This is a genomic window from Rhizobium sp. CFBP 8762, from assembly GCF_014841565.1.
GTDB lineage: Bacteria > Pseudomonadota > Alphaproteobacteria > Rhizobiales > Rhizobiaceae > CFBP-8762.
Map to the genome: position 1 here is coordinate 159849 of NZ_JACYUD010000002.1, position 20408 is coordinate 180256.

Genomic DNA, 20408 nt, shown 5'->3' on the forward strand with positions numbered 1-20408 from the left:
ATATTGGCGAAGTGTAGCCAATCAATTCTGCACGGATGCCGTGTTGGTTTCATCAAGCGAAAGTCTGACTCGCACGATATCACCGGCCAGAACCCTGTCGTGCTGCTCTATAGGCGTTTCCTGATAAACGCCATCGACCAGCCGGACAGCTGAAAAGCGCAACATCGAATCGACGCTGGCTCCGCTGTTTTGCAAGGTGACGCCCATTTCAGCCAGCGACTGTTGGGCAAATTCCATTTTCCGCTTGAGGCGCAGCAGGTCCAGTTCCACCTCCCGCAGGCCCTGTGCCGCGTCGTTGCGGCGGGTGTCCTTCAGCGTTTGCAGACGGCCTTCGATGGAGGAAAGGTTTTGCTGGGCACGCGCGAGGAATGAACCGGCCTCCAGAGCATCCCTGTTCGTGGCGGAAATTTCCCGCTGCTTTTCCCGCACCGCAGTTTTGGGTGATAGCCCGCGCTCCATCAATTTGCTGGCCGCATCCACATCCTCGCTCAACAGAGCCAGTTCCTCATTGCGCAGACCGCTGCTTTTCTTCAGGGTCTCAATCTCTTCGACATAGCTGATCTTTTGCAACTCTGTGCTTTTGAGCTCTGCCGTGTAGGCGGCTAGCCGTGCCGCGAACATCTGCTGCTCGGAGTCAATGATCCCCTGTGCGCCGGCTTTGTCGCGAATATTGCTGAAATCGACATCGGGTTGAAACGCTCCGTCACTGAGTTCCGCCTGCAAGCGGGCCCGGCGTATGGTCTGTGCGAAGACCTGCAAGCCCATGTCGGCATAGTCCTGCCGAAGCGTGGCGAGCTGCGCCTCGGTCACATCGCCGGTCGCAAGGCGGTCTTTCAGTCCACCACCGAGCGCAAACAGTTCCAGCACGATCATGCCGGGCCTGAATTCCTGTTTGCCCGGACGCTGCACATCGCCCAGAATGAAAACCGGCGCATACTCCTTGACCGCGACGGCAACGGAAAGGTTGGCAATATGCTCTTTCAACAAATCGCTGATTTCATCGCTGATCTCACCCACTGTTCGGCCTGTAACGGTAACATTCCCGAGAATGGGATAGCCAATGGTTCCCTCGGTACTGACGGGAAACGTACCGGTCAGCCCGGCGTCGCCGTAGACGGTAATCAGCAGGGTATCGCCGGTCGTCACCTCGTACCGGGCGGTTTCGGCAGACGCGGGTCCGGTCAAACCCAACGCCAGCAAGCAGCCACACAGCGCGGCTTTGGTGAAAAATCCCTTTGGTTTCATGAGCCGACATCCGTGCGCGCAGTGGGGGGAACAGGGACAATGGGTTTGGTAACGCTACTTTTTCCAGCGGCGACCGCCGTGGTTAGCCAATCGGGCATCTGGGCCGGTATGCCAGCCTGCTTTCGCGACCGCCCCAAGCTGTGACTGGAGGTTCCGTTCAGCACCAGTCCTGTCACCGTACACCCCGATGACTGAAGCCCGTGCACTGCCTTGCTCACCTCATCCGGGTCGGCACCAGCGGTAACGACAAACATCAGGCCATCACAGAGAGTGGCGATGCGAACCGCATCCATACCGTCGGTCACAGAGGGCGTATCGATGAGAATGACCTGATAGTGTTGCCGGAGATCGTCGATCATACCCTCAAACCGGGCGTCGCCCAGCAAGAACTCTGTTGGTGCAGCACTGGCGCGCGCGCAGATAACATCCACACCGGAAACGTCACGCTGAGTGACCGCGCGAGGATCGGATTTTCCGCTGACAATCTCGTCAATATAGTGCTTGGGCCGCAGGCCAAACGCCTCTGCCACACCGGGGCTTCGCAGGTTGGCATCGATCACGACAGTCGAGACACCGGCGGCAGTCAATGACCGCGCCAGATTGGCGGCAACGAACGTTTTGCCATCGTGATCACGCAGCGAGGCAACGGCGAGAACAGGTGTGTGCTGAACAGGCAGGGCTAGACGGAGCACTGCTTGCAGATCAGCCAGCGCCCGCCCCATCGGCGACGCACTGCTGCGCACAGCCTGGGCAATATCACGGCTTTCCAAAGCATTGAGCGCGGGAAGCTGGCCGAAAACGGCCAGTCCGGTCTTTTCTGACAGGCGTTGTGCCAGCGCCTTGGACCGCCGACGCAGTTCCAGAAGGAGCGCAAGTCCCACACCGACCGTTCCGCCAAGCAGCATACCCGCCAGAATCCAGGCCATGAGATTGGGGCTGACACGCTTTTGTGGCGGCATGGCCGGAGAAATAATGCGCGCTTCTGCGGTTGCGATACCGTCCTGTTCAATGGTTTGCTTGTAGCGCGTCAGATAGCTTTCGTAGATCGCGCGGTTGGCGCTGGCCTCACGATCCAGTTGATCGGCCTGAACAATGGCCTGAGTGGCCTTCGACATATCCGTCTGCATTTGTTGCAGGCTTGCCTGCAATCCCACCTGCTGGCGCTCGGCCACATCGATTTCGTTACGAAGGCTGGCAACGATCTGCTGCACCTCTGTATCAATTTGTGACCGTAAGGTGCTGATTTGTGACCGTATTTGCGGAAGCTGCGGATTTTTCGTAGCGCCACTCTCGGAAATCTGTGTGAGGGCACGATTCAGCCGGGCTTCTTCTGCCCTGAGCGCCTGAATAGTTGCCGAGTTCAACACCTCGGACAAAGTCGCGCCGCTGGCATCCTGTGCGGTGGACAGACGCGCCTTCAAACCCGCTTCTCGTGCCCGTGACGCCGCCATCTCGTTGTTGATACCGGCGATCTGCTGCGCCAGAAGCGTCGTGCCGTTCGATTTGACGATACCGGACTTTTCCCGGAATGCCGTGGCTGTCCGCTCGGAATCCTCGAGCGTTTGCCGCAGCGTCGCCAGACGACCGCCCAGCCAATCACTGACACGACGGGTGGCTGAAGTCTGAAGACCGATCTGATAGTCGATATACGCACTGCCATAGGTGTTGGTCACCAAAGCCGCGACCTCCGGATCGCTGCCGGTATAAGACACGTAAATCGTATAGGAGCGGCCATCGTTGACAGCGCGGACATTGGTCAGCAGGTCATCCACGGTAATGCCGGATGTGCGCCCTTTGGTGGCATCGGTTGCCTTGACCTGCTCGACAACGCGCTCGGCCATCATGCGGGAGCCGATAATATCCAGCTCGGTGCGCAACACCGGGCTTTCCTGCGGCAGAGCGGACACCACCGCATCCCCTGGTGCCGCCTGCAGCTTACGCAGATCAAGCGCCAGAACCGTTTCCGCACGGTAGCGCGAGGGTGCCGAAAGATACCCAAGCAAGGCAACCGACAACCCGGCCGCAATACCTGCCATCAGCAGCGCGCGGCGTTTCCACAAAACAGAAATCAGGGCGTATGCCAGGTTGTCTTCAGCGCGTGTTTGTCCGGGCCAGATCATGGCTTTCTTTCCTGCTTCGAAATCGTTTGCAATCGGTAACGGGAACGGTTGCTCGCCGTCTGGTCCTCAACTGGACATATCGCCGATGCGATAGGCAACTTCCGTTCGGTTGGTAGCGCCCAACTTCTTCATGATGTTGCGAATATGAACCTTGACGGTGCTTTCGCACAGGTTCAGCTCCAGCGCGATGATGCGGTTGGCTTTACCGCGACGCAAGCCCTCTGCCACCGCAGCCTGACGGGCAGTGAATGACGTTTTGGTCACTGGCTTTTCCACCGTTTGCCCGGCAAACAGCCAGCGCATGGTGAGGATGCTGCTGGCAGGAATGAACGTTCCGCCCGCTACTGCCAGTCCCAGCGCGTGAATGCACACGTCGATGCCAACTGATGTGGGAATGAACCCGCGCACGCCAAGATCCACCACTTTCAGCACGGTCGACAAATCCTGATTGTTGGACAGGATGACGACGGGAACCGGATCGAAAGCATAGACAAGCTCCGTGATTTCGGCACGAACCTCCTGCTCGTCCACATCCACGCTGCCGGTGTTGAAGAGAACGACACGCAACTTCCCAAGAACGGATTTGCGCGCTTCCCACTCTTCAAGATTGGAGAACGTGATGATCTTCAGCCCGACATTGTGGCTGTTCAGACTGGCTGCCAGACACTCCCGATCAAGGTTGCGCTTGTCGATAATGGCCGCGTAATCTCCGGGTGCATAGTGCACTGGCTTGCGCTTGATGTCAGGCACAACAAGAATATCATCGACGTCGAACATGGACGCGGGTGGTGAATAGTTGAGCGCGTTGATGGCCGCTGTTAAATCATGATCGACTTGCATGCTGATCCCTGCCTATATTATTATATTATTGCTGGAGTGCTGCTGCGTATAGGCCCGACGCTGATCGCCGGGTATGCCTGCTCATGTGCCTGCCTGCTTGAAACAATGTCTGCTTAGAACAATGTCTGCTTGCGGATCGTGAAAGCCTCAGCGAAACGCGAGGCCGATCGGCATTCCATCCCTCTCAATCGCGCAAGACCGCGAAAGACATCTTCGTCAAACCAGTCTTTCGAGCGCTGGCTGGCGAAGTTCTGCATAAGAAGACCAATCTTTCGGTCTAGTATATCCAAAGATATGGGCACATAACTGTTGCGTGCCGTCAAGTCTCCATCCCATTTCGGAATCTCGTATTCCACCACAAGATTGTCCCGGAACACATTCGTCGTCAGCCTGTTGACGGTTCGGTGGTCCTGATGGGCATCATGGTGGCTGTGCGTGAAAACAATGTCGGGCGAACATTGTTCCCGAATATCAATCAGCCACTTTTTGATCGCCCGCGACTGATCGGGAAAATGGCTGTCATCGAACTGGCCGAGGTGAATACGGTGCTGCTGCACGCCGCGCAGGAAAGTCTGCGCAGAGGCCGCCGCTTCCTGTCCGCGCTCATTATCGGCGCTCAATACGCACCAGTGCACCGTCAGGTCGAGCCCGTTCTCAATCAGCCGAAGGATCGTACCCCCCGCCCCGATTTCAATATCGTCGGAATGCGCTCCAATGCACAGAATGGTCAGCGCGCTCTTATCCGATATGAGCGAGGCCAGACTTTTCATGGCGCAGTCACCATTTTAATAGCAGTGCGTTTGTTGGTGCGGGCCTGTTGGGTCCACGGCATATCACCGCGCTCCACCATCTCTTCCAGCACCTGCCAGTCGCGCAGGGTATCCATGGAACGCCAGAAGCCTTCGTGCTTGTAGGCCATCAACATATTGTCGGCGATCAGCCGGGTAAAAGGCTCCAGAACCAGCTCTTCCTTTTCCTGCATGTAGTCGAAGATTTCGCCACGGAGCAGGAAATAGCCGCCATTGATCCAGATGTCGGATGTCTCGGATGAGCGGAACTGCGACACGGACCCATCGGGCTCGATATCGGCAAGATGGTAGGTCAGAGGTGGGCGCACGGCCAGAAAACACGCCAGCTTTCCGCTTGCCTCAAACTGCGCCACCATGTCGTCGAGGTCGACGTCGGTCAGGCCGTCGCTGTAGTTGGCGATGAACATGCGCTCACCGCGCAGTTGTTCCCGCACCGCCCACAGCCGCTCACCGATATTGCGCCAGATGCCGGTATCGATCAACGATATGCGCCAGTTGCTCTGTACCTGGCCTAGCAGTTCCACCTTGCCATCACCGGATACGATACAGTCCGAAAAGGTTTGTGGACGGCTGTTGAGAAAGAAGTCCTTGATCGTATTGGCTTTATAGCCCAGGCACAGGATAAAGTCGTCATGGCCGAAATCCGAGTAATACTGCATGACATGGCGCAGGATGGGCTGGGAGCCAAGCGGTATCATCGGCTTAGGGACATTCTCCGCGTATTCACGAATACGAGTTCCCCGGCCACCGCAAAACAGAACGACCTTCATAGCGTGGCCTCCTTTTGATAGAGGGGATCAATGATGCACGCGGATGGAATGGGTACGATAAACTTGCCCCCCCAGTCCCCCACATGGCGCATTTGCGCAATGATCTCTTCTTTCAGGTTCCAAGGCAGGATAAGGATGTAGTCAGGCTTTTCGCGGTCAATGGCATCCACCGGCAAAATGGGTATGTGCATTCCCGGCGTGTATCGACCGTGCTTGTACGGGTTGCGATCGACTGTGAAATCCAGAAAATCCGTGCCAATTGCGCAGTAATTCAGGAGCGTGTTGCCCTTGCCCGGAGCGCCGTAGCCGCAGATGGACTTGCCGTCTTCCTTCAGCCGGATCAACAACGAGAGCAGCGCACGCTTTGTTTCCTGCGCTTTTTTTGCAAAGCGCGCATAGTTTTCAATGTCATGCAGACCGGCAAGCCGCTCACGCTCCAGCAGGCGCGCGACCGCAACGCTGACAGAACCTCGCGCAACGTCATGGGACAGGTACACCCGCAGTGAGCCGCCATGGGTCGGAATTTCCTCCACATCGGTCACTCGCAAACCGTGGCGCCGCGCCATGATTTGCACCGTGTGCAGCGAAAAGTAGGAAAAATGCTCGTGGTATATCGTATCGAACTGGTTGTGCTCGATCAGTGTCGCGATATGTGGAAACTCCAGCGTGATGATGCCTTCGGGTTTCAACAGGTGTTTCAACCCGGCGACAAAGTCATTGAGATCAGGAACCTGTGCCAGCACATTGTTGCCGACGATCAGGTCCGCCTGCTGGCCCGCGCCCGCCATGCGAAGCCCCAAATCCCTGCCGAAGAATTCGATCATGGTCGGAATATTTTTGGCAATCGCAGCCTGTGCAACGTTGATGGCAGGCTCGATACCCAGCACCGGAATGTTGCGCTCGACGAAGTGTTGCAGGAGGTAGCCATCGTTGCTCGCCACCTCCACGACAAGGCTCTCACCGTTCAGATTAAATCGGTCGATCATTGCATCGCAATAGCGCGCAGCGTGGTCCACCCAGCTGGTGGAATAGGAGGAGAAATAGGCATATTCCTCGAAGATCGATTCCGGGCTCACATAGGCCTGCAGTTGCACCAGAAGGCAGCTTTCACACACATAGGCGTGCAGCGGATAGGTGGTCTCCGCCGAATTGATCTGGTCTGCGGACAAAAAGCTTTCGCACAGAGGCGACATGCCGAGGTCGACGAACGTTCGGTTGAGGCCGGCACCGCACAGTCTGCATGGGGTATGGTTGAGTATACCGGTGTGGTGTGTCTGGTGTGCCTGTAGGTGGTTCATCTCTGCCTCGTGCCTGCACTTGCAAGCTCGTGAAAACTTTGCGTTTTCTCGAGTCGCCCCGCTCTGTTAACCATTTATAATCATAGGTTGTGGCACGCACGATACCGCCATGCGATCACCCAACCTATCCGAAAGGGGTAGCATTGCGACCAAGGCGTACACTCTATGTCATCAAAGGGCAGATACTTATCCCATTTGCCAAGTTGGGGGTCGCGCAAATGCTCTGTACACTGGCTTCTCGACGGATCACGGAGAGGCACGATGCAGTTTTCCGAAACACAGCTTGCAGGGGTTTGGCTAATCGAGCCGGAGCCGTTTATCGATCATCGCGGTTCTTTCGCGCGCACGTTCTGCGTGCGGGAGTTTGAAGAACGGGCGCTGACTAACAGCTTCGTACAGCACAGCCAGTCCTATTCCAGCGCCCGGCATACGTTGCGCGGTCTGCACATGCAGCTTGGGCCCCACGAGGAGGTGAAGCTGGTATCCTGCGTGCGCGGCGCGGTGTTCGACGTGGCCGTCGATATGCGCCCGCACTCACGCAGCTACCTGCACTGGTTCGGCACCGAACTCGGCGCACGCAATGGTAAGCAAATGTATATTCCACAGGGGTTTGCGCATGGATTCCTGTCCCTGACAGATGATGCGGTGGTGTCCTACCTGATATCCGTTCCCTACGCGCCCCAGTCATCCGTCGGTTTTCGCTATGACGATCCGGCCATCGGCATAGACTGGCCCGCTCGCCCATCCTGCATATCCGAAAAGGACGAAAGCTGGTCGCTGATCGAAACACAGGAAGTGCGTTATTCAGGTTAGCAGCTGGATTTCTCGCAGGCGACGCGCGGAGTCTGCAAGCGTCGCAAAGGGCACGCCGGATCGTTCCGCCATGTCCAGCAGGGAATGGTTTCCGTCGGCAAGGTTCAGCACCCACAGGCATGCGAGCGTATCGGGTGGCGCGGTGCGGTGTCCGCCGGTTGCGCTGTAAAGGCCGCGCCGTCCCAGTTGCGGCTCTCCCTTTGGCGAGAGGTTCACCGGCACATAATCGGCCTCCAATATGTCGATCACATCCATGATCATGCGGTAGGATGCCTGTAGATCACCAGGTGTGATAAAACTCAGATTATCATCGCTGGTATGATATTGCGGGAAACTGCCGTGCGCACTGCGCTGGAGAAGGCCTACTGGCAGGTTGAAACCCGGCGAGCAAAACTGCCGCTCGTCATAACCATAAGGGCTGAAATCCTGAAGGGACGCTTTGCGCCCGTCGCACTCCACCTGCGCCATGATCCGGTCGATCACGGCATTACCCTGTCGGCTGCGCTTGTAGGTCGGTCCGCCGCTATCGCCGAGACAGGAGACGACAAGCCCATGGTCCAGCCGGTGCAGGTGCTGCTCATTCTCCTGTAGCCAGCAAAGCGCACCGATCGTGCCGGGCGCAAACAGAAAATGATAGTTGTACCATGTTGTACGCCCGCGCAAAGCCTGCGCAACATGGGCCAGAACCGCCAGCCCGGAACAGTTGTCGTTGGCCATGGAAGGATGGCAGATATGGGCGGAAAACAGCACGTCACGCTCGCTCGTGCCTTTATGGGTAAACGTGCCGTAGGTGAGTGAACCCTCGTGAAAATGCGAGTCGATAACGACCTCAAACGGACCGTCCCCTGCCTCCTGCCAGCGATTGTGCGCCAGGCAAAACCCCCAGTTTGGCTGGTAGTAGCTGGTGCGGTACGGGATGGCATCGGGCTGGTCCGGAGCCGTGTGGATGTGGGGTTCCAGCTCGCTACGCGTCATGGTGCGCCGCACGGGAATGCTGTAGCCCATGACATGGAGGTTGCTGTCAGCAAAATCCACGATTTTCCGGCCGGAGGCGTCCAGAATGGTGGCTCCGCTGATCCTCCATTCCGGCGGTACGACCCAATCAAACACCTGTCTGCCACTTGGCACGTCATGCACCGCAAGAGAGATCGTTTCGGCCATGACAGCAAGTGTTTCGCGCACACCGGGGCCGGTGATGCTGCGGCAGATCGGGAACAGGCGGCTTGCCAGCTGGTAGATGTCGTCACCAATGGACAGATTGGTCTGCGGTGAAAAATCCATAGCAATCAGGCCGAAGCCCGCGCAGGAAGCACGGCCTCCGGCCACCGCAAGCTGCTGTCGATTGTTTCGGTCTCAAGCAGCTGGCGGATATGGCTGATCCGCTGATAGCGCGGGCCTTCAAAATCGCTGAGCGTCAGGCCGCTGCCTGTGTAAGCCTCGAAAAGCTCTTTTGCGCCGGCAACGACATCCCACTGGGGACGGAAGGCCGGAAGTACACGGGCGATTTTGGAAAAGTCGACGCGGTATGACCGCGGATCGGGTCCGGCATCATCAGCATATTCCAGACGGCAGCCTGGAACTGTCGCGGCCACAACTTCGGCAATCTGGCGGATCTGATAATTATGCTCGGTCTGCCCCACATTGAAGGCCTGATTGTGAACACGTTCGCTTGGCGCTTCCAGCGCGGCGAGAAAGGCACTCGAAATATCGCGAATATGGACAATGGGACGCCATGGCGTTCCATCGGATTTCATGTGGATGACGTTTTGCGTCACCGCCCAGGCCACGAGATTGTTGAGCACGATATCGAACCGCAACATGGGCGAAAGCCCGTAGGCAGTGGCAGGCCGTAGAAAGACTGGGGCGAAGTCCGCGTCGCCAAGCGCCGCAATGTCGTGCTCCGCCCGCACCTTGGAGTGGCCATAGGCCGAAACCGGGTTAAGGGCGCCATTTTCATCAATCAGGTCCGCGCCGGACAGGCCGTAATTGCTGCAGGACGAGGCAAACAAAAACCGTGTCACACCGGCAGCCTTTGCTGCCGTCGCTACACGAACAGCACCTTTGTGGTTGATGGCATAGGTAACCTCAGGGTCCAGATTGCTCAGCGGATCGTTCGACAAGGCGGCGAGATGGATGACAGCATCAAAACCCGTGAGGTCACTGGGTCGCACATCACGAATATCTTTCTCCTGTGCAGGCACCTGAGCAGAGACGCCTCCCGGCGCATAGGCGCAACGGCGATAGAGCCCGCTGTCCAGTCCTTGAACCGCATGTCCAGCCTGCAAAAGGATTGGCACCATAACCGACCCGATATAGCCCCGATGCCCTGTAACCAAAACTTTCATGTGCCTATGCCCCTTATGGTGATGATGGATGCTAGCGATACCGTTTGGGTGCAGCCATTGCGGAAAAGGGCTGGCACTCTCGCGAAGGCGAGGTATCGGAGGTTACCTGCCTACCTCTTTCGGGTAGGGTCCAAGGATCAGCAGCCAATCCGTGCCTCCCCCGGCATTCGTGCCGGGCGTCGCATACGTGCCGTTTTGATCAGGTTCGGATTTGGCAGGTTGAAGCTTTCCGTTTACCGGATCAAACCATATCGCTTCTGTTTCAGTGCCCGCCAAGGGCGACGTGACGTTCGCGCCAGATGTTGTGTAAACGACTGCCAGGCTCTTATCCGCCGTTGTCGCCTCTGCTACGTCCGCATTGCCGCCTGGCTGCAACTGCCACCATGGTAAGCGGCGGAACAGCTTTGACAACTGCCCGATGCTCTCGGCGCCTTCGCTGTTCAGGGCTTGTTGCCACGTCAGTGGTGACGACTCAATGCCCGAACTGCCGAAATGCCAGACCGGATTGTTACCGTAGATCTGGCCCGCGGCACCCGATAGCAGCGCTTCATAGGCGCTGGCCCGTATGGCTTGCGCGGTAACACCCCGTTCACCCTCATAGTGTGTTTCCACCAGTATGAACGGCTTTTTCGGCATCCGTGCATACCGTTTTAGGGCTGCTGGCCGTACCCCCTCATAGGTGTAGAGCGTATCGATATCCAACCAGTTGGCCGTAGGGAACACATCCCTCGGGTTTCCATCACGCGCTCCATGGAAGCTTTGGAGACCCGTCGCTCCACCCGCCTTCAACCCGCTTGCAATAGTCTCGACAAGCCATGGCTGAGGCGGATCGGCATCGCCGCCGTGTAACCAGATGATATTCTGTAGTCCTGCAAACTGACGGGCCAGATAGCGGCCATAGGCGTTAAGAGCGTCCGGGCCGGACGCCTGCATGGCCTCGCACCAGCCCTGCCCGCCGCATCCGATGCCAAGATAGGCCGGTGCCAGCAGCACAAGCATGCCTCGCCGGTTGGCCTCTTCGACAAACGCACGCGCACGCGCAAAGTAGACGTCGTTGGGTTTTGCAAAGTCGGAATTCTCGAAAGGCGCATCTCCGTAAACGTTACGTGGCGCGTACCGCGAGAATTGATGCTCGATCAGCGAAACAAGGATCGTGTTGAAGCCTTTGGCATGGCGGTCATCGAGGTACGCAGTCATGTCCTCAGCCGATAATTCGGCAATGGCCGACCATGCGGCATCGCCTGTGATCAGGAAGGGTTGGCCTCCCGCGTCCTCCAGAAAACGCCCATTGGCTGACACTTTCAAGGGAAACTGCGTTTGCGCCCGCGCCGCGCCCGCCAGCAAGGCAAACATGCAGGCTACCAGAACGATCCACCTAACCACGGCTGGCTTTGGCGGCGCGCCGTGGTTCACCTCGTGAGTACTCGTTAAAGCGGCGAAACACGATAGCCGATGGCCTGCCCACCAGAAAACCATGCACGCCCCGTTCGAGCGCCTGCGCGTAAACACCCAAAGCGCCATCGAAGGCATCGACCGTGCGGGCGATGTCGTCAGCCTCATGCGTGTAGCTGACCACAAGCGATGGTGCCAGTACGCCCCGGCGGATGGTTTCCTGCAAAAGCAGGGTGCGGAACGCCTGCGAGGGCTGTAGGTTCTGATCAAGCGTTGCGTAACTCAGGCAAGCGGGGTGACCGACGATACGCACATGCTGGTTCAAACCATGCCTGTCGATGACCTGGTCCACCCCCTGTTTCAACGCCTTCCCCTGTTTTTCAAGGTACGCGATAACCGGCTCGTCCCGGTACACTTTCATGGTGGCGATTGCGGCTGCCATGGCATGGGTTTCGGCCCCATGAGTGGTGGATAGCAGAAAGACGCGCGGCTTGTCCGTCTGCTCGATCCCGCCCAGCTCCATCAAATCGCGCCTGCCCGCCAGTGCCGACAGGGCAAACCCGTTGCCGAGCGCCTTGCCGAAGCAGGAAAGATCCGGCGTTATGCCATAGAGGGTCTGCGCGCCCCCGGAATGCCAGCGAAAACCGGTAATCATCTCATCCAGAATCAGCAGCGCACCTTGTTCCTGCACCAACACTTGCAACTGGCGCAAATATGCATCCGTTGGTTCTGGCCCGCGTGCCGGTTCCAAAATAATGGCGGCGATCTGCCCTGGATGTTGAGTGAACAGGTCGCGGACGCTTTCCAGATCATTGAAGCGGAAACCCAGCGTCAACGCCTGCACCGCCTGTGGAATGCCCGCATTCATATCGGTCGTGCCAATGAACCAGTCATCGGTGGAGAAAAAAGGATGATCGGCGCAGCGCGCGATCAGATCACGCCCGGTTGCTGCGCGGGCCAGACGAACCGCGGCCGATGTGGCATCCGACCCATCCTTGCAAAACTTCACCATATCCGCGCCCGGAACCAGTTCCAGAAACCGTGTTGCGCATTCCACCTCTATGCGCGCCGGTCGGGTAAAGTTGCAGCCGAGTTCCAGTTGCTGGCGCACGGCATTGAGCACCGGGGGATACGCATGTCCCAGTCCCACCGCGCGGTTGCCCATGCCATATTCAATGTAGGTGTTGCCGTCCACATCGGTGACGTGACAGCCGGAGCCGCTAGCGATAAAACCGGGAGACAACACAGGATATTGATCGTCCCCCTTGGCATAGGTGTGCGCTCCGCCGGGGATCATATCATGTGCGCGTCGGCGTAACCGGTCGGAACCCTCAAAGGTCTGTATGAACGCAGCCATGTTTTGCCCCTATCATGTCTTGTCTCCATCATGCCGAATGACGTTCTCGCCAGCCGCGCACCCAGTTCTTGACCGGCACCGGCAGGTAGGTGCGCAGGCCCGCCCGCAACCCTCTGGGAATGGACCACTCGCTGACCGGCAGGACCGGAGCGATGGCCGGCGGACTGGCTTTGATTGTGTGGATGAGCTCGGCGTAACGCTGCCCCATCCGTTCAATCGTAAAATCTTTGAGCACGGCAGCACGCGCCGCATTCGACATGCGCGTCCGCACTGTTTGCTCGGTCAGCGCAGCCATGATGAGCGCGGCACGGCGCATATCCCCCACGGGAAACAGAAAGCCCGTCTGGCCATGCGTGACAATCGTATCAGTAACACCGGACAGCATGGTGGCCACGGGCACACAGCCCGCTGCCATGGCTTCCACCAACGTCAACCCGAACCCCTCGAACCGGGAGGGCATGATCAACGCATCATGGTTGAGCAGCACCGTCGATATCCGTTCCGGCGCAACAAAACCCAGATAAGTGACGCGATCTGCAAAGCGCGCAAGTCTGGTTTTGAGGCGTGGCAAATCCGGCCCATCCCCTGCAATGGTCAAGGTAAAATCCCGGGGCAGTTCGTCCAGAAGCGCTGGAAGCAGCATCACGCCCTTCGAAGCATCCTCGACGCGGCCCAGAAACACCATGCGCAAACCCGGTCGATTGCTCGCCATGCGCTCGATGCCCCGCATACCCCGCGCGTCCACCGCATTCTCGATGGTCAGTGTGCGCTTTGGCAGGAAATGATAGAGATTGATCAGATCGGTGCGACAGCGTTTCGAGACCCCGACGGTAGCGTGCACATTGTCCCGTATCGCCTGCGCCGCAACATAGGTGCCGGGCGTGATGTTATGGACAATCATCACCCGCAGCAGATGCCTGGGCAGATAGCGGGCAATGTTCATCTGCATACGGGCGGTCAGCACGTTGATGAAGACGCCATCATATCCGCCAGCGTTCAGGATCTGGATCATCGTTTCGGCCTGCTCCTCCTCCGGGAGCGCCGCATCGATGCTTTCACCAAATTCTGAATCGGGCATATCGGCCAGCGACGTGCCAACGCCAAGCCATCGGACATCGATGCCATGGGGTGCCAGGCCCTGCCGCAGGTGACGGAAGACGGTATACGTGCCGCCGATATGGGGCGTGACGCAATAGGCAAATTTCATCATCGTCCTCCCTGAAGCCGTTCGTTTCTGCGAACGGCGTCACAATTGCGGAAACACTCCGCCGATAATCGATAGTGTTGTCGTCGCATTGCGAACCAGTTGCTTGCGCAGGAGATAGCTGACCGGCGGCAGCACCGCACCCGGCCGCAAGCGGATTGCCTGCGCCAGCAACCGGAAAGCCTGACGGTCTCCGTGAAGGCCGGCGAGCAGCGCGCTGCTGTAGCACCGGTCGCTGAGCGCGCGGCGGGCCTTGCGCAGGTTTGTTCGCGCATGTTTCAGATGACGCCCTTCGCTCAGGAAGAACGATGTGTAGGCAGCATCAAACTCCACGCTCCACTCGTACATGGACGCGACACTGGCCGACCGGCTTTCGCCATGAACGCGGGCCACTGCCTGTACGCGGTCGGTGGTCGCGACATCTCCAAGCGCCGCCAGCTTCAACCACATCTCCAAGTCGTCCGTGTGCGGCAGGGCCGGGTTATAGTGCCCCGCGCGTTTCTGTGCACTGGTGCGCACAATGGCTGTCGGGCCGCTGACGGGGTTGCCGCCAAAGGCTGAGGCGCGCTCTATAAATGCCTGTCCGCTTTCAACCGTCCACTGGCCGGATGCTGGCGTTAGATTTCGCGGCTTGCTGCCCGAATGCCAGTAAAGCGAACGACCGTTTGTCAGGGTGATATTCGGCTGCTCATCCAGAACCGACATCGCTTTTTTCAGTGCGCCCGGAGCCAAAAGATCATCACAGCACAGAATTAAAAAATAATCGGCTTCTGCCCAATCCACACCTTCGTTGAAAGAGGCATTCGCTCCAAGGTTTTCCGGGTGAACCACAACGGTGATACGGCAATCGGCTCGTGCCAGCGATTGCGCAATGTCCACGCTGTTATCGGTAGAGGCGTTGTCTATGATCAGGATCCGGAGATTGTCCACGCCCTGCGACGTGACACTCTCCACACATGCCTGAAGGTAATGTCCGTAGTTGAAGTTTGGAATGACGATATCGATGCTGGACATTGCCCTCTCCTTTCAGCTTTCCTGCGTTTGCTGTCGGCCGGACCAGGATAGCCAGGGCGGCAAGGTCCTACCGGTCAGACGGGAAAATTCGGCCAGCAGGGGGTGACGCGTCAGGATCAACGAGAAACCCCAGCCGATAGCCGATAGCACAGCGCACAGCCCTGCCTGTGTGAAGCTCAGCGCGCCGCTAAACCCATTCATGCCCACCACCACCAGCGGACCAGCGATGGCAAAAGCGGTGACAATACCGCTCTGCGTCAGCACGGCGAAAAAGGCTGGCCAACCGAAAGGGGCATGCCTGCGCACATAGGTCAACGACACGATCATCTGCAACGGCATGGCGATAAACTGGCTCGACGCCAGCACAATCAAACCGTAAAAACTGGCACCACAGATGATGAGTGTGGATAGACCTCGCCCGATCACATTGGAGGCAAAAGCTGCACGATTAGCACCCAGCGCCATCAGAATCGGATAGGTAAGGATGTTGGGGAAATAGAATACGGATGCGCACGCGAGTATCTGCACGATGGGAACCGCCATCAGCCAGTTGTTCCCGAGAACAAGTCTGACGATGGGGTCCGCCAGAATGGCCAGCATCAGGGTTGCAGGCCAGTACAGCGCGGTGATGTAAGAGATCATCCGCAAATACGGTTTGGCGACGTCGTTCTCGGCACGGACTTCGGCCGCAAACGCCGGGAAAGCGACCGAATAGACAGCCGACAGGAGGATTTTGTCCGGCAGGGAACAGGCAAGGTTGGCACGGTTATAGAGCCCAACCGATGACAGGGGCAGTATGCGTCCAAGTACCAATTGGGGAAGCGCATCATAAGCCTTGTCCAGCAGAGAGGACGCTCCTTTGTAGATGCCAAATGAGAAGACCGCACGGCTTCCGGTCAGCCGGGGTATATACATTCGCAGATTTGGAACCGCATGAAACAACAGCGCCATACGTGCAACGCAGGCGGCAAGAGCACCTAGCGCGAAACTCATGGCGCCCATGCCGAAAGCGGCCAGAAGCAGCACAGAACCGGCGTTGACAAGACTGGTCAGCACGCTCACCCGTGTCAGGGTTCCAAAGTCCATATCCCGTCGCAGGATCGCGCTGGTGGGACATGTGAACGCGTCGAATATTCCACTTAGCGCCATCACCCTCAAGAAATGGATCATCAAAGGTTCGCCGTAGAAATTTGCGAGAAGCGGTGCGAATGCAAACAACCCTATGCTGATCAAAACCGCGCAACCGACAACCAACGTGGAGGCCGTCTGAATATCGCGGATATCGATAACACCTGGAGGAATGAGAACGTCGCTGGTCACAAATTCACGTGCGGTAAACACAATGCCAGCCACCGCGAGTCCGATGACGGACAGGCCAATTTCCGCCGGGCTCAACAGTCTGGAAATAACGGAAATCATCGCCAGACTGACGACAATCTGCGAATGTTGCTCCAGGGAAGCCATAAAATAAGCCCGTCGAACGGTCCTCATCATAGCTCCTTGAACTGTCAAAGGGAAAGGGTAGCGGCGCACGCGCGCCTATACCTGCCTGTTTACCAAGATTAACAGGAGGTAGACAATTCAGCCATTGGACGTAGAAAAGGCGACAGGGGTAGATGGCGTGTCGAAGACAGCAGCACTTTGACCCGGCCTGCGCGGTCCAATCCGCGCATAGAGCAGCCCCGGTATGATGAAGGCAAACATGTGCACCCAGGCAATGGCCAGCTCGTTGGTGAAATGCGTCACCACCAGCATGGCCGGCATCGCCGAAAGCATGTAGAGGAGCTGCATCGTGGTATTTCCGTTGATCGCGCAGCAATAAATGGCGGACAGAACCCCGCCGATGATGGCAAATTTCAGAGCCCCAAAATACCAGAAAGAAGCAAACGAATCCATCATGCCGGTCTCGGTGCTGCCGGGTGCTGGTTCGTAGTTAATCGAATAGATCGGAGGCGTTTCGATGTAGAGGGCGTCCTTGAGGCTGTCTCCAAATAGTTGCGCCGGTACATAGGAATGCACGAGCGAGTTCCAGTGAAAGGCTCCGTAATCGAAGGCCTGATTATCGGCGATATGGGACAGGGAAAAGACAAGGTTGCGAAACTCGGGCCCGCCTTCCGAAACCAGTTTTCGCCAGTTTTCCACGGGGTCGATGTTGAGAACCGCGCTCCAGTCCGGTGCACCATTATAATAGGTGGCGGCGCGATATTCGCCTGCGGTCAAAAGTCCAAGCACGGCAAAAACCATGCTGAGTGAGACAACAACGCGGGGAACGGCTCGACCCTTCGTGAACCACAGTGCAAGGGCCACCATCAAAGCGAGTTCAGCGGTTTCTCCCCGGCGGCCAGCGATGACGATACGGTCGAAATAGAAGATGCCGTCAAACAGGATGATACACAGGGCCGCGGCAGAGGGACGTTTCGCAAAGCACAAAAGCGCGATCGCAAGGCCGTAGGTCAGCAGCTTGGCAAAGAAAAGATACGCGACGGCGGTTCCCGTCAAGAACCCGCGCAGTCGTTCTTCGTCATCCAGCTGACCGAATTTGTGGAAGAAATACGCGCCGACGAGCGAAAGACCGGCAGCGTAGATCAGCAGTCGTTTTTCGCTGAACACCATGTCCGGGCCCTGTTTCGTATGCTTGCCCAGTTGCCAGCCCACGACGCACATAACGAGGCATAGCCACGAGAAAAACACAGCCCGGTTCAAGGCACCCTCGGATGGCAGGAACGGATCGTCCACCAGGCCGGGAATCTGGGGCAGCACAAAGGTCAGAAACATGGCCGCAGCCAGGAACGGAAAACCGTAGAAACCGCCGCGTTTCCATAGGCCGTGCCCTAGGACAGCAATTGTTGTGCACAACAAAAGTGCAATGCCGATCCATACCATCGTCGATCTTTCGAAGTTGCCGCTCTACAGCTTGGAACGCAGAGTATGCACCAGATTTGTATTCATGGATGCGCATGAGCATTGGCAGCGTGATGACCGGATCTGAAAGATCTTCACACGCTTTTGGCAGGGCTCAACGAAGAACCCTCCATAACGTCAGTCAAACAGACTGTTGATCTTGAAGATCACTTCAGTTCTGTTGCGTGCGTTCAGTTTTTTCATGATATTGCGGACATGAACCTTCACAGTACTTTCGCGAAGGGCCAGTTCATACGCAATAATTTTGTTCGGCTTGCCGCGACGAAGAATCTTGATAACATCTTCTTCACGTGGCGTGAACATTTCGGCCCGCTTGCGCTCACGCTGATCGGCAAGCGATAGCAAACGCCTCAGTTCCGGCAGGCTCTCGGTCGAGATAAACACGCCACCAGACAGTGCTAGCGAAATGGCGCCGACGCAAACCGTCAGCCCGACATCGGAGGGAATGAACCCTTTAACACCGAGGTCGAGAGCCAGTAAAATCTGGCGAAGCTCATAGTTTTCGGCCAGGATGATCACGGGTTTGTCAGAAAACTCGCCAACCAATTCACGAACCGATTTGACGAGGTTTTCGTCCGTCAGACTTCTGCCGCCAATATTCAGCAGTACCCCGGATGTATTGCGGCTGTGTTGCGCCTTCCAGCTTTCGATCGTGCTGTGCATGACAATATCCATGTCCAGCCCGTGAGAGATGAGAGATTGCGCAAGACATTCACGGTCCAGAGCACGGTCGTCAATCAGATCGAGGATCATCTGTCCTTGGTAGGCAGCCCCCTCCCGCCTGACGCCGTCCGGCACGATGCTCAGTCGTGCGTTCTGAATTGCGGCTGTCTGCCTGTAGTCATTTTGATGTGCATGCTCGCTCATAACGTCTCCCAAAGTTCAGGTGCAGCACTTCACGAATACTTCTATATTTTACTTATATAAAATCTCTCATCAAAAATTATGCATGTGATAAAAGTTTATTTGAAAAACTATACTTGCTGACCATAAGTAACACCAAAATCGGCGACCTACAAGAAATCAATCCCTATTTGTAGTGGTTAATTATATTTTCTCCGAATTGTTCCCTTAATTATTAAGGATCGGCGAAAATCTCGATGACGGGAGGCATTTCACGTCAGAGCGACGGCCCATCGGCTGTATAGTTCTTCAAGGCCCTGCTGAAGGCTGATGCTGGGTGTCCAGCCAAGCGCCTTGAGATGGGAACTGTCGACCAGTTTGCGCGGAGCTCCATCCGGCTTGGAGGCATCGAAGACGAGATTGCCATTGTAGTTCGCAACCCTTGCAATCAGCAGCGCCAGTTCGCGGATCGACAGTTCCTGACCCGATCCGATATTAATCAGGTCAGGCCCCTGGTATCGCTTCATCAGAAACACGCAGGCATCCGCCAGATCGTTGACGTGCAAAAACTCGCGCAGGGGCGAACCCGAACCCCAGACCACCACGCTGTCACGCTCATTGATCTTGGCATCGTGAATTTTGCGGATCAGCGCAGGAATGACATGGGAATTTTCCAGATCGAAATTATCGTTCTGGCCGTACAGGTTGGTCGGCATGATGGAGATATAGCTGCGGTTGTACTGCTGCGCATACGCGGATGCGAGCTTGATGGCCGCAATCTTGGCCACGGCGTAAGCCTCGTTTGTTGGCTCCAGACTGCCGGTCAGCAGGTCGTTTTCAGCAATCGGTTGGCTGGCGTGTTTGGGATACACACAGCTTGACCCCATGCACATCAGTTTTTGAACGCCGAGATCAAAGGAAGCACGCACAATGTTCATGGCGATCATGGTATTAGTATAAAGAAAATCCACCGGGTAGCGGGCATTGGCAGCAATACCACCGACACGCGCCGCAGCAATAAAGACAACATCCGGCTTTGCGCGGCGCATCCAGTTTTCCGTATCGCTTTGGCGGGTCAGGTCCAGTTCACCATGTGTCACGGTCAGAACCTGGCATTGCTCCTGTGCAAGTCGTCGCACCAGAGCGGAGCCAACCAGACCCGTGTGGCCCGCCACCCAGACGCGTTTTCCTTGAAGCTGGAAAGACGACATTACGCTTCTCTCACTGATATTCATTGCGAGCTTTTCCTTCATGACGGTCGGGTATGCGGAGGGGTCATTGTCATCCGACACGCAGGCGGCAAAGCCTCTGGCAATCGCGATTCTGTCGATGGACAAATCAGTGCTTACTATCGAGAGCGCGGTAGATAACAGCAAGGCGACCGAAAGACGGGGGCTCCTACCCCTTGGCTACCCCCAGCATGCGTAAGCGGCCGC

17 protein-coding genes are annotated in these 20408 nt (G+C 57.1%); 1 reads left to right on the top strand and 16 read right to left on the bottom strand.

The features are described 5' to 3' along the window. Positions 1 to 21 precede the first annotated feature (21 nt). From IFT84_RS05940 to IFT84_RS05965, 6 genes are all read right to left on the bottom strand, one after another. Complete coding sequence (locus IFT84_RS05940) at positions 22 to 1245, bottom strand: polysaccharide biosynthesis/export family protein (RefSeq protein WP_244651113.1); 1224 nt, start codon at positions 1243 to 1245, stop codon at positions 22 to 24. Then, on the bottom strand, positions 1242 to 3365 hold the full coding sequence (locus IFT84_RS05945) for a GumC family protein (RefSeq protein ID WP_192117754.1): 2124 nt from the start codon (positions 3363 to 3365) through the stop codon (positions 1242 to 1244). The genes IFT84_RS05940 and IFT84_RS05945 overlap by 4 nt, the downstream gene beginning before the upstream one ends. A 66-nt stretch (positions 3366 to 3431) precedes the next feature. Then, positions 3432 to 4205, bottom strand: a complete 774-nt coding sequence (locus IFT84_RS05950) for a response regulator transcription factor (RefSeq protein WP_244651114.1) — start codon at positions 4203 to 4205, stop codon at positions 3432 to 3434. A gap of 113 nt (positions 4206 to 4318) precedes the next feature. Further along, a complete protein-coding gene (locus IFT84_RS05955) occupies positions 4319 to 4975 on the bottom strand; it encodes a PIG-L deacetylase family protein (protein ID WP_192117755.1) in 657 nt (218 codons plus the stop codon). Continuing rightward, positions 4972 to 5784 carry a sugar phosphate nucleotidyltransferase gene (locus tag IFT84_RS05960; protein WP_192117756.1) on the bottom strand — a complete coding sequence of 271 codons (813 nt, stop codon included), beginning with the start codon at positions 5782 to 5784 and terminating at the stop codon, positions 4972 to 4974. Before IFT84_RS05960 ends, IFT84_RS05955 begins: the two co-directional genes overlap by 4 nt. Beyond that, positions 5781 to 7082 (bottom strand): class I SAM-dependent methyltransferase, encoded by a 1302-nt coding sequence (locus IFT84_RS05965; RefSeq protein ID WP_192117757.1) that lies wholly within the window; start codon positions 7080 to 7082, stop codon positions 5781 to 5783. The genes IFT84_RS05960 and IFT84_RS05965 overlap by 4 nt, the downstream gene beginning before the upstream one ends. A 261-nt stretch (positions 7083 to 7343) precedes the next feature. Here IFT84_RS05965 and rfbC point away from each other — a divergent pair, with 261 nt between their 5' ends. Beyond that, positions 7344 to 7895 carry a dTDP-4-dehydrorhamnose 3,5-epimerase gene (rfbC, locus tag IFT84_RS05970; protein ID WP_192117758.1) on the top strand — a complete coding sequence of 184 codons (552 nt, stop codon included), beginning with the start codon at positions 7344 to 7346 and terminating at the stop codon, positions 7893 to 7895. Here the strand turns inward: rfbC and IFT84_RS05975 are convergent. From IFT84_RS05975 to IFT84_RS06020, 10 genes are all read right to left on the bottom strand, one after another. Then, positions 7887 to 9176: a DUF4910 domain-containing protein gene (locus IFT84_RS05975; protein ID WP_192118299.1), complete on the bottom strand. Its 1290-nt coding sequence runs from the start codon at positions 9174 to 9176 to the stop codon at positions 7887 to 7889. The two genes, rfbC and IFT84_RS05975, sit on opposite strands and share 9 nt — an antisense overlap. A 5-nt stretch (positions 9177 to 9181) precedes the next feature. Continuing rightward, entirely contained in the window at positions 9182 to 10240 is a 1059-nt protein-coding gene (locus IFT84_RS05980) for an NAD-dependent epimerase/dehydratase family protein (RefSeq protein WP_192117759.1), read from the bottom strand. A 102-nt stretch (positions 10241 to 10342) separates the two neighbouring features. Beyond that, positions 10343 to 11593, bottom strand: a complete 1251-nt coding sequence (locus tag IFT84_RS05985; RefSeq protein WP_192117760.1) for an apiosidase-like domain-containing protein — start codon at positions 11591 to 11593, stop codon at positions 10343 to 10345. 22 nt (positions 11594 to 11615) lie between these two features. Beyond that, positions 11616 to 12989, bottom strand: a complete 1374-nt coding sequence (locus tag IFT84_RS05990) for a glutamate-1-semialdehyde 2,1-aminomutase (RefSeq protein ID WP_192117761.1) — start codon at positions 12987 to 12989, stop codon at positions 11616 to 11618. 28 nt (positions 12990 to 13017) lie between these two features. After that, entirely contained in the window at positions 13018 to 14196 is a 1179-nt protein-coding gene (locus tag IFT84_RS05995; RefSeq protein ID WP_192117762.1) for a glycosyltransferase family 4 protein, read from the bottom strand. Positions 14197 to 14235: 39 nt separating this feature from the next. Continuing rightward, positions 14236 to 15207: a glycosyltransferase family 2 protein gene (locus IFT84_RS06000; protein ID WP_192117763.1), complete on the bottom strand. Its 972-nt coding sequence runs from the start codon at positions 15205 to 15207 to the stop codon at positions 14236 to 14238. Between the two features lie 12 nt (positions 15208 to 15219). After that, entirely contained in the window at positions 15220 to 16698 is a 1479-nt protein-coding gene (locus IFT84_RS06005) for an oligosaccharide flippase family protein (RefSeq protein WP_206757394.1), read from the bottom strand. 90 nt (positions 16699 to 16788) lie between these two features. Then, positions 16789 to 18090 carry a hypothetical protein gene (locus IFT84_RS06010; RefSeq protein WP_206757395.1) on the bottom strand — a complete coding sequence of 434 codons (1302 nt, stop codon included), beginning with the start codon at positions 18088 to 18090 and terminating at the stop codon, positions 16789 to 16791. 156 nt (positions 18091 to 18246) lie between these two features. Beyond that, positions 18247 to 18996, bottom strand: a complete 750-nt coding sequence (locus tag IFT84_RS06015; protein ID WP_244651115.1) for a response regulator transcription factor — start codon at positions 18994 to 18996, stop codon at positions 18247 to 18249. A 248-nt stretch (positions 18997 to 19244) separates the two neighbouring features. Beyond that, positions 19245 to 20207 (bottom strand): GDP-L-fucose synthase family protein, encoded by a 963-nt coding sequence (locus tag IFT84_RS06020; RefSeq protein ID WP_192118303.1) that lies wholly within the window; start codon positions 20205 to 20207, stop codon positions 19245 to 19247. Positions 20208 to 20408: the final 201 nt, after the last annotated feature.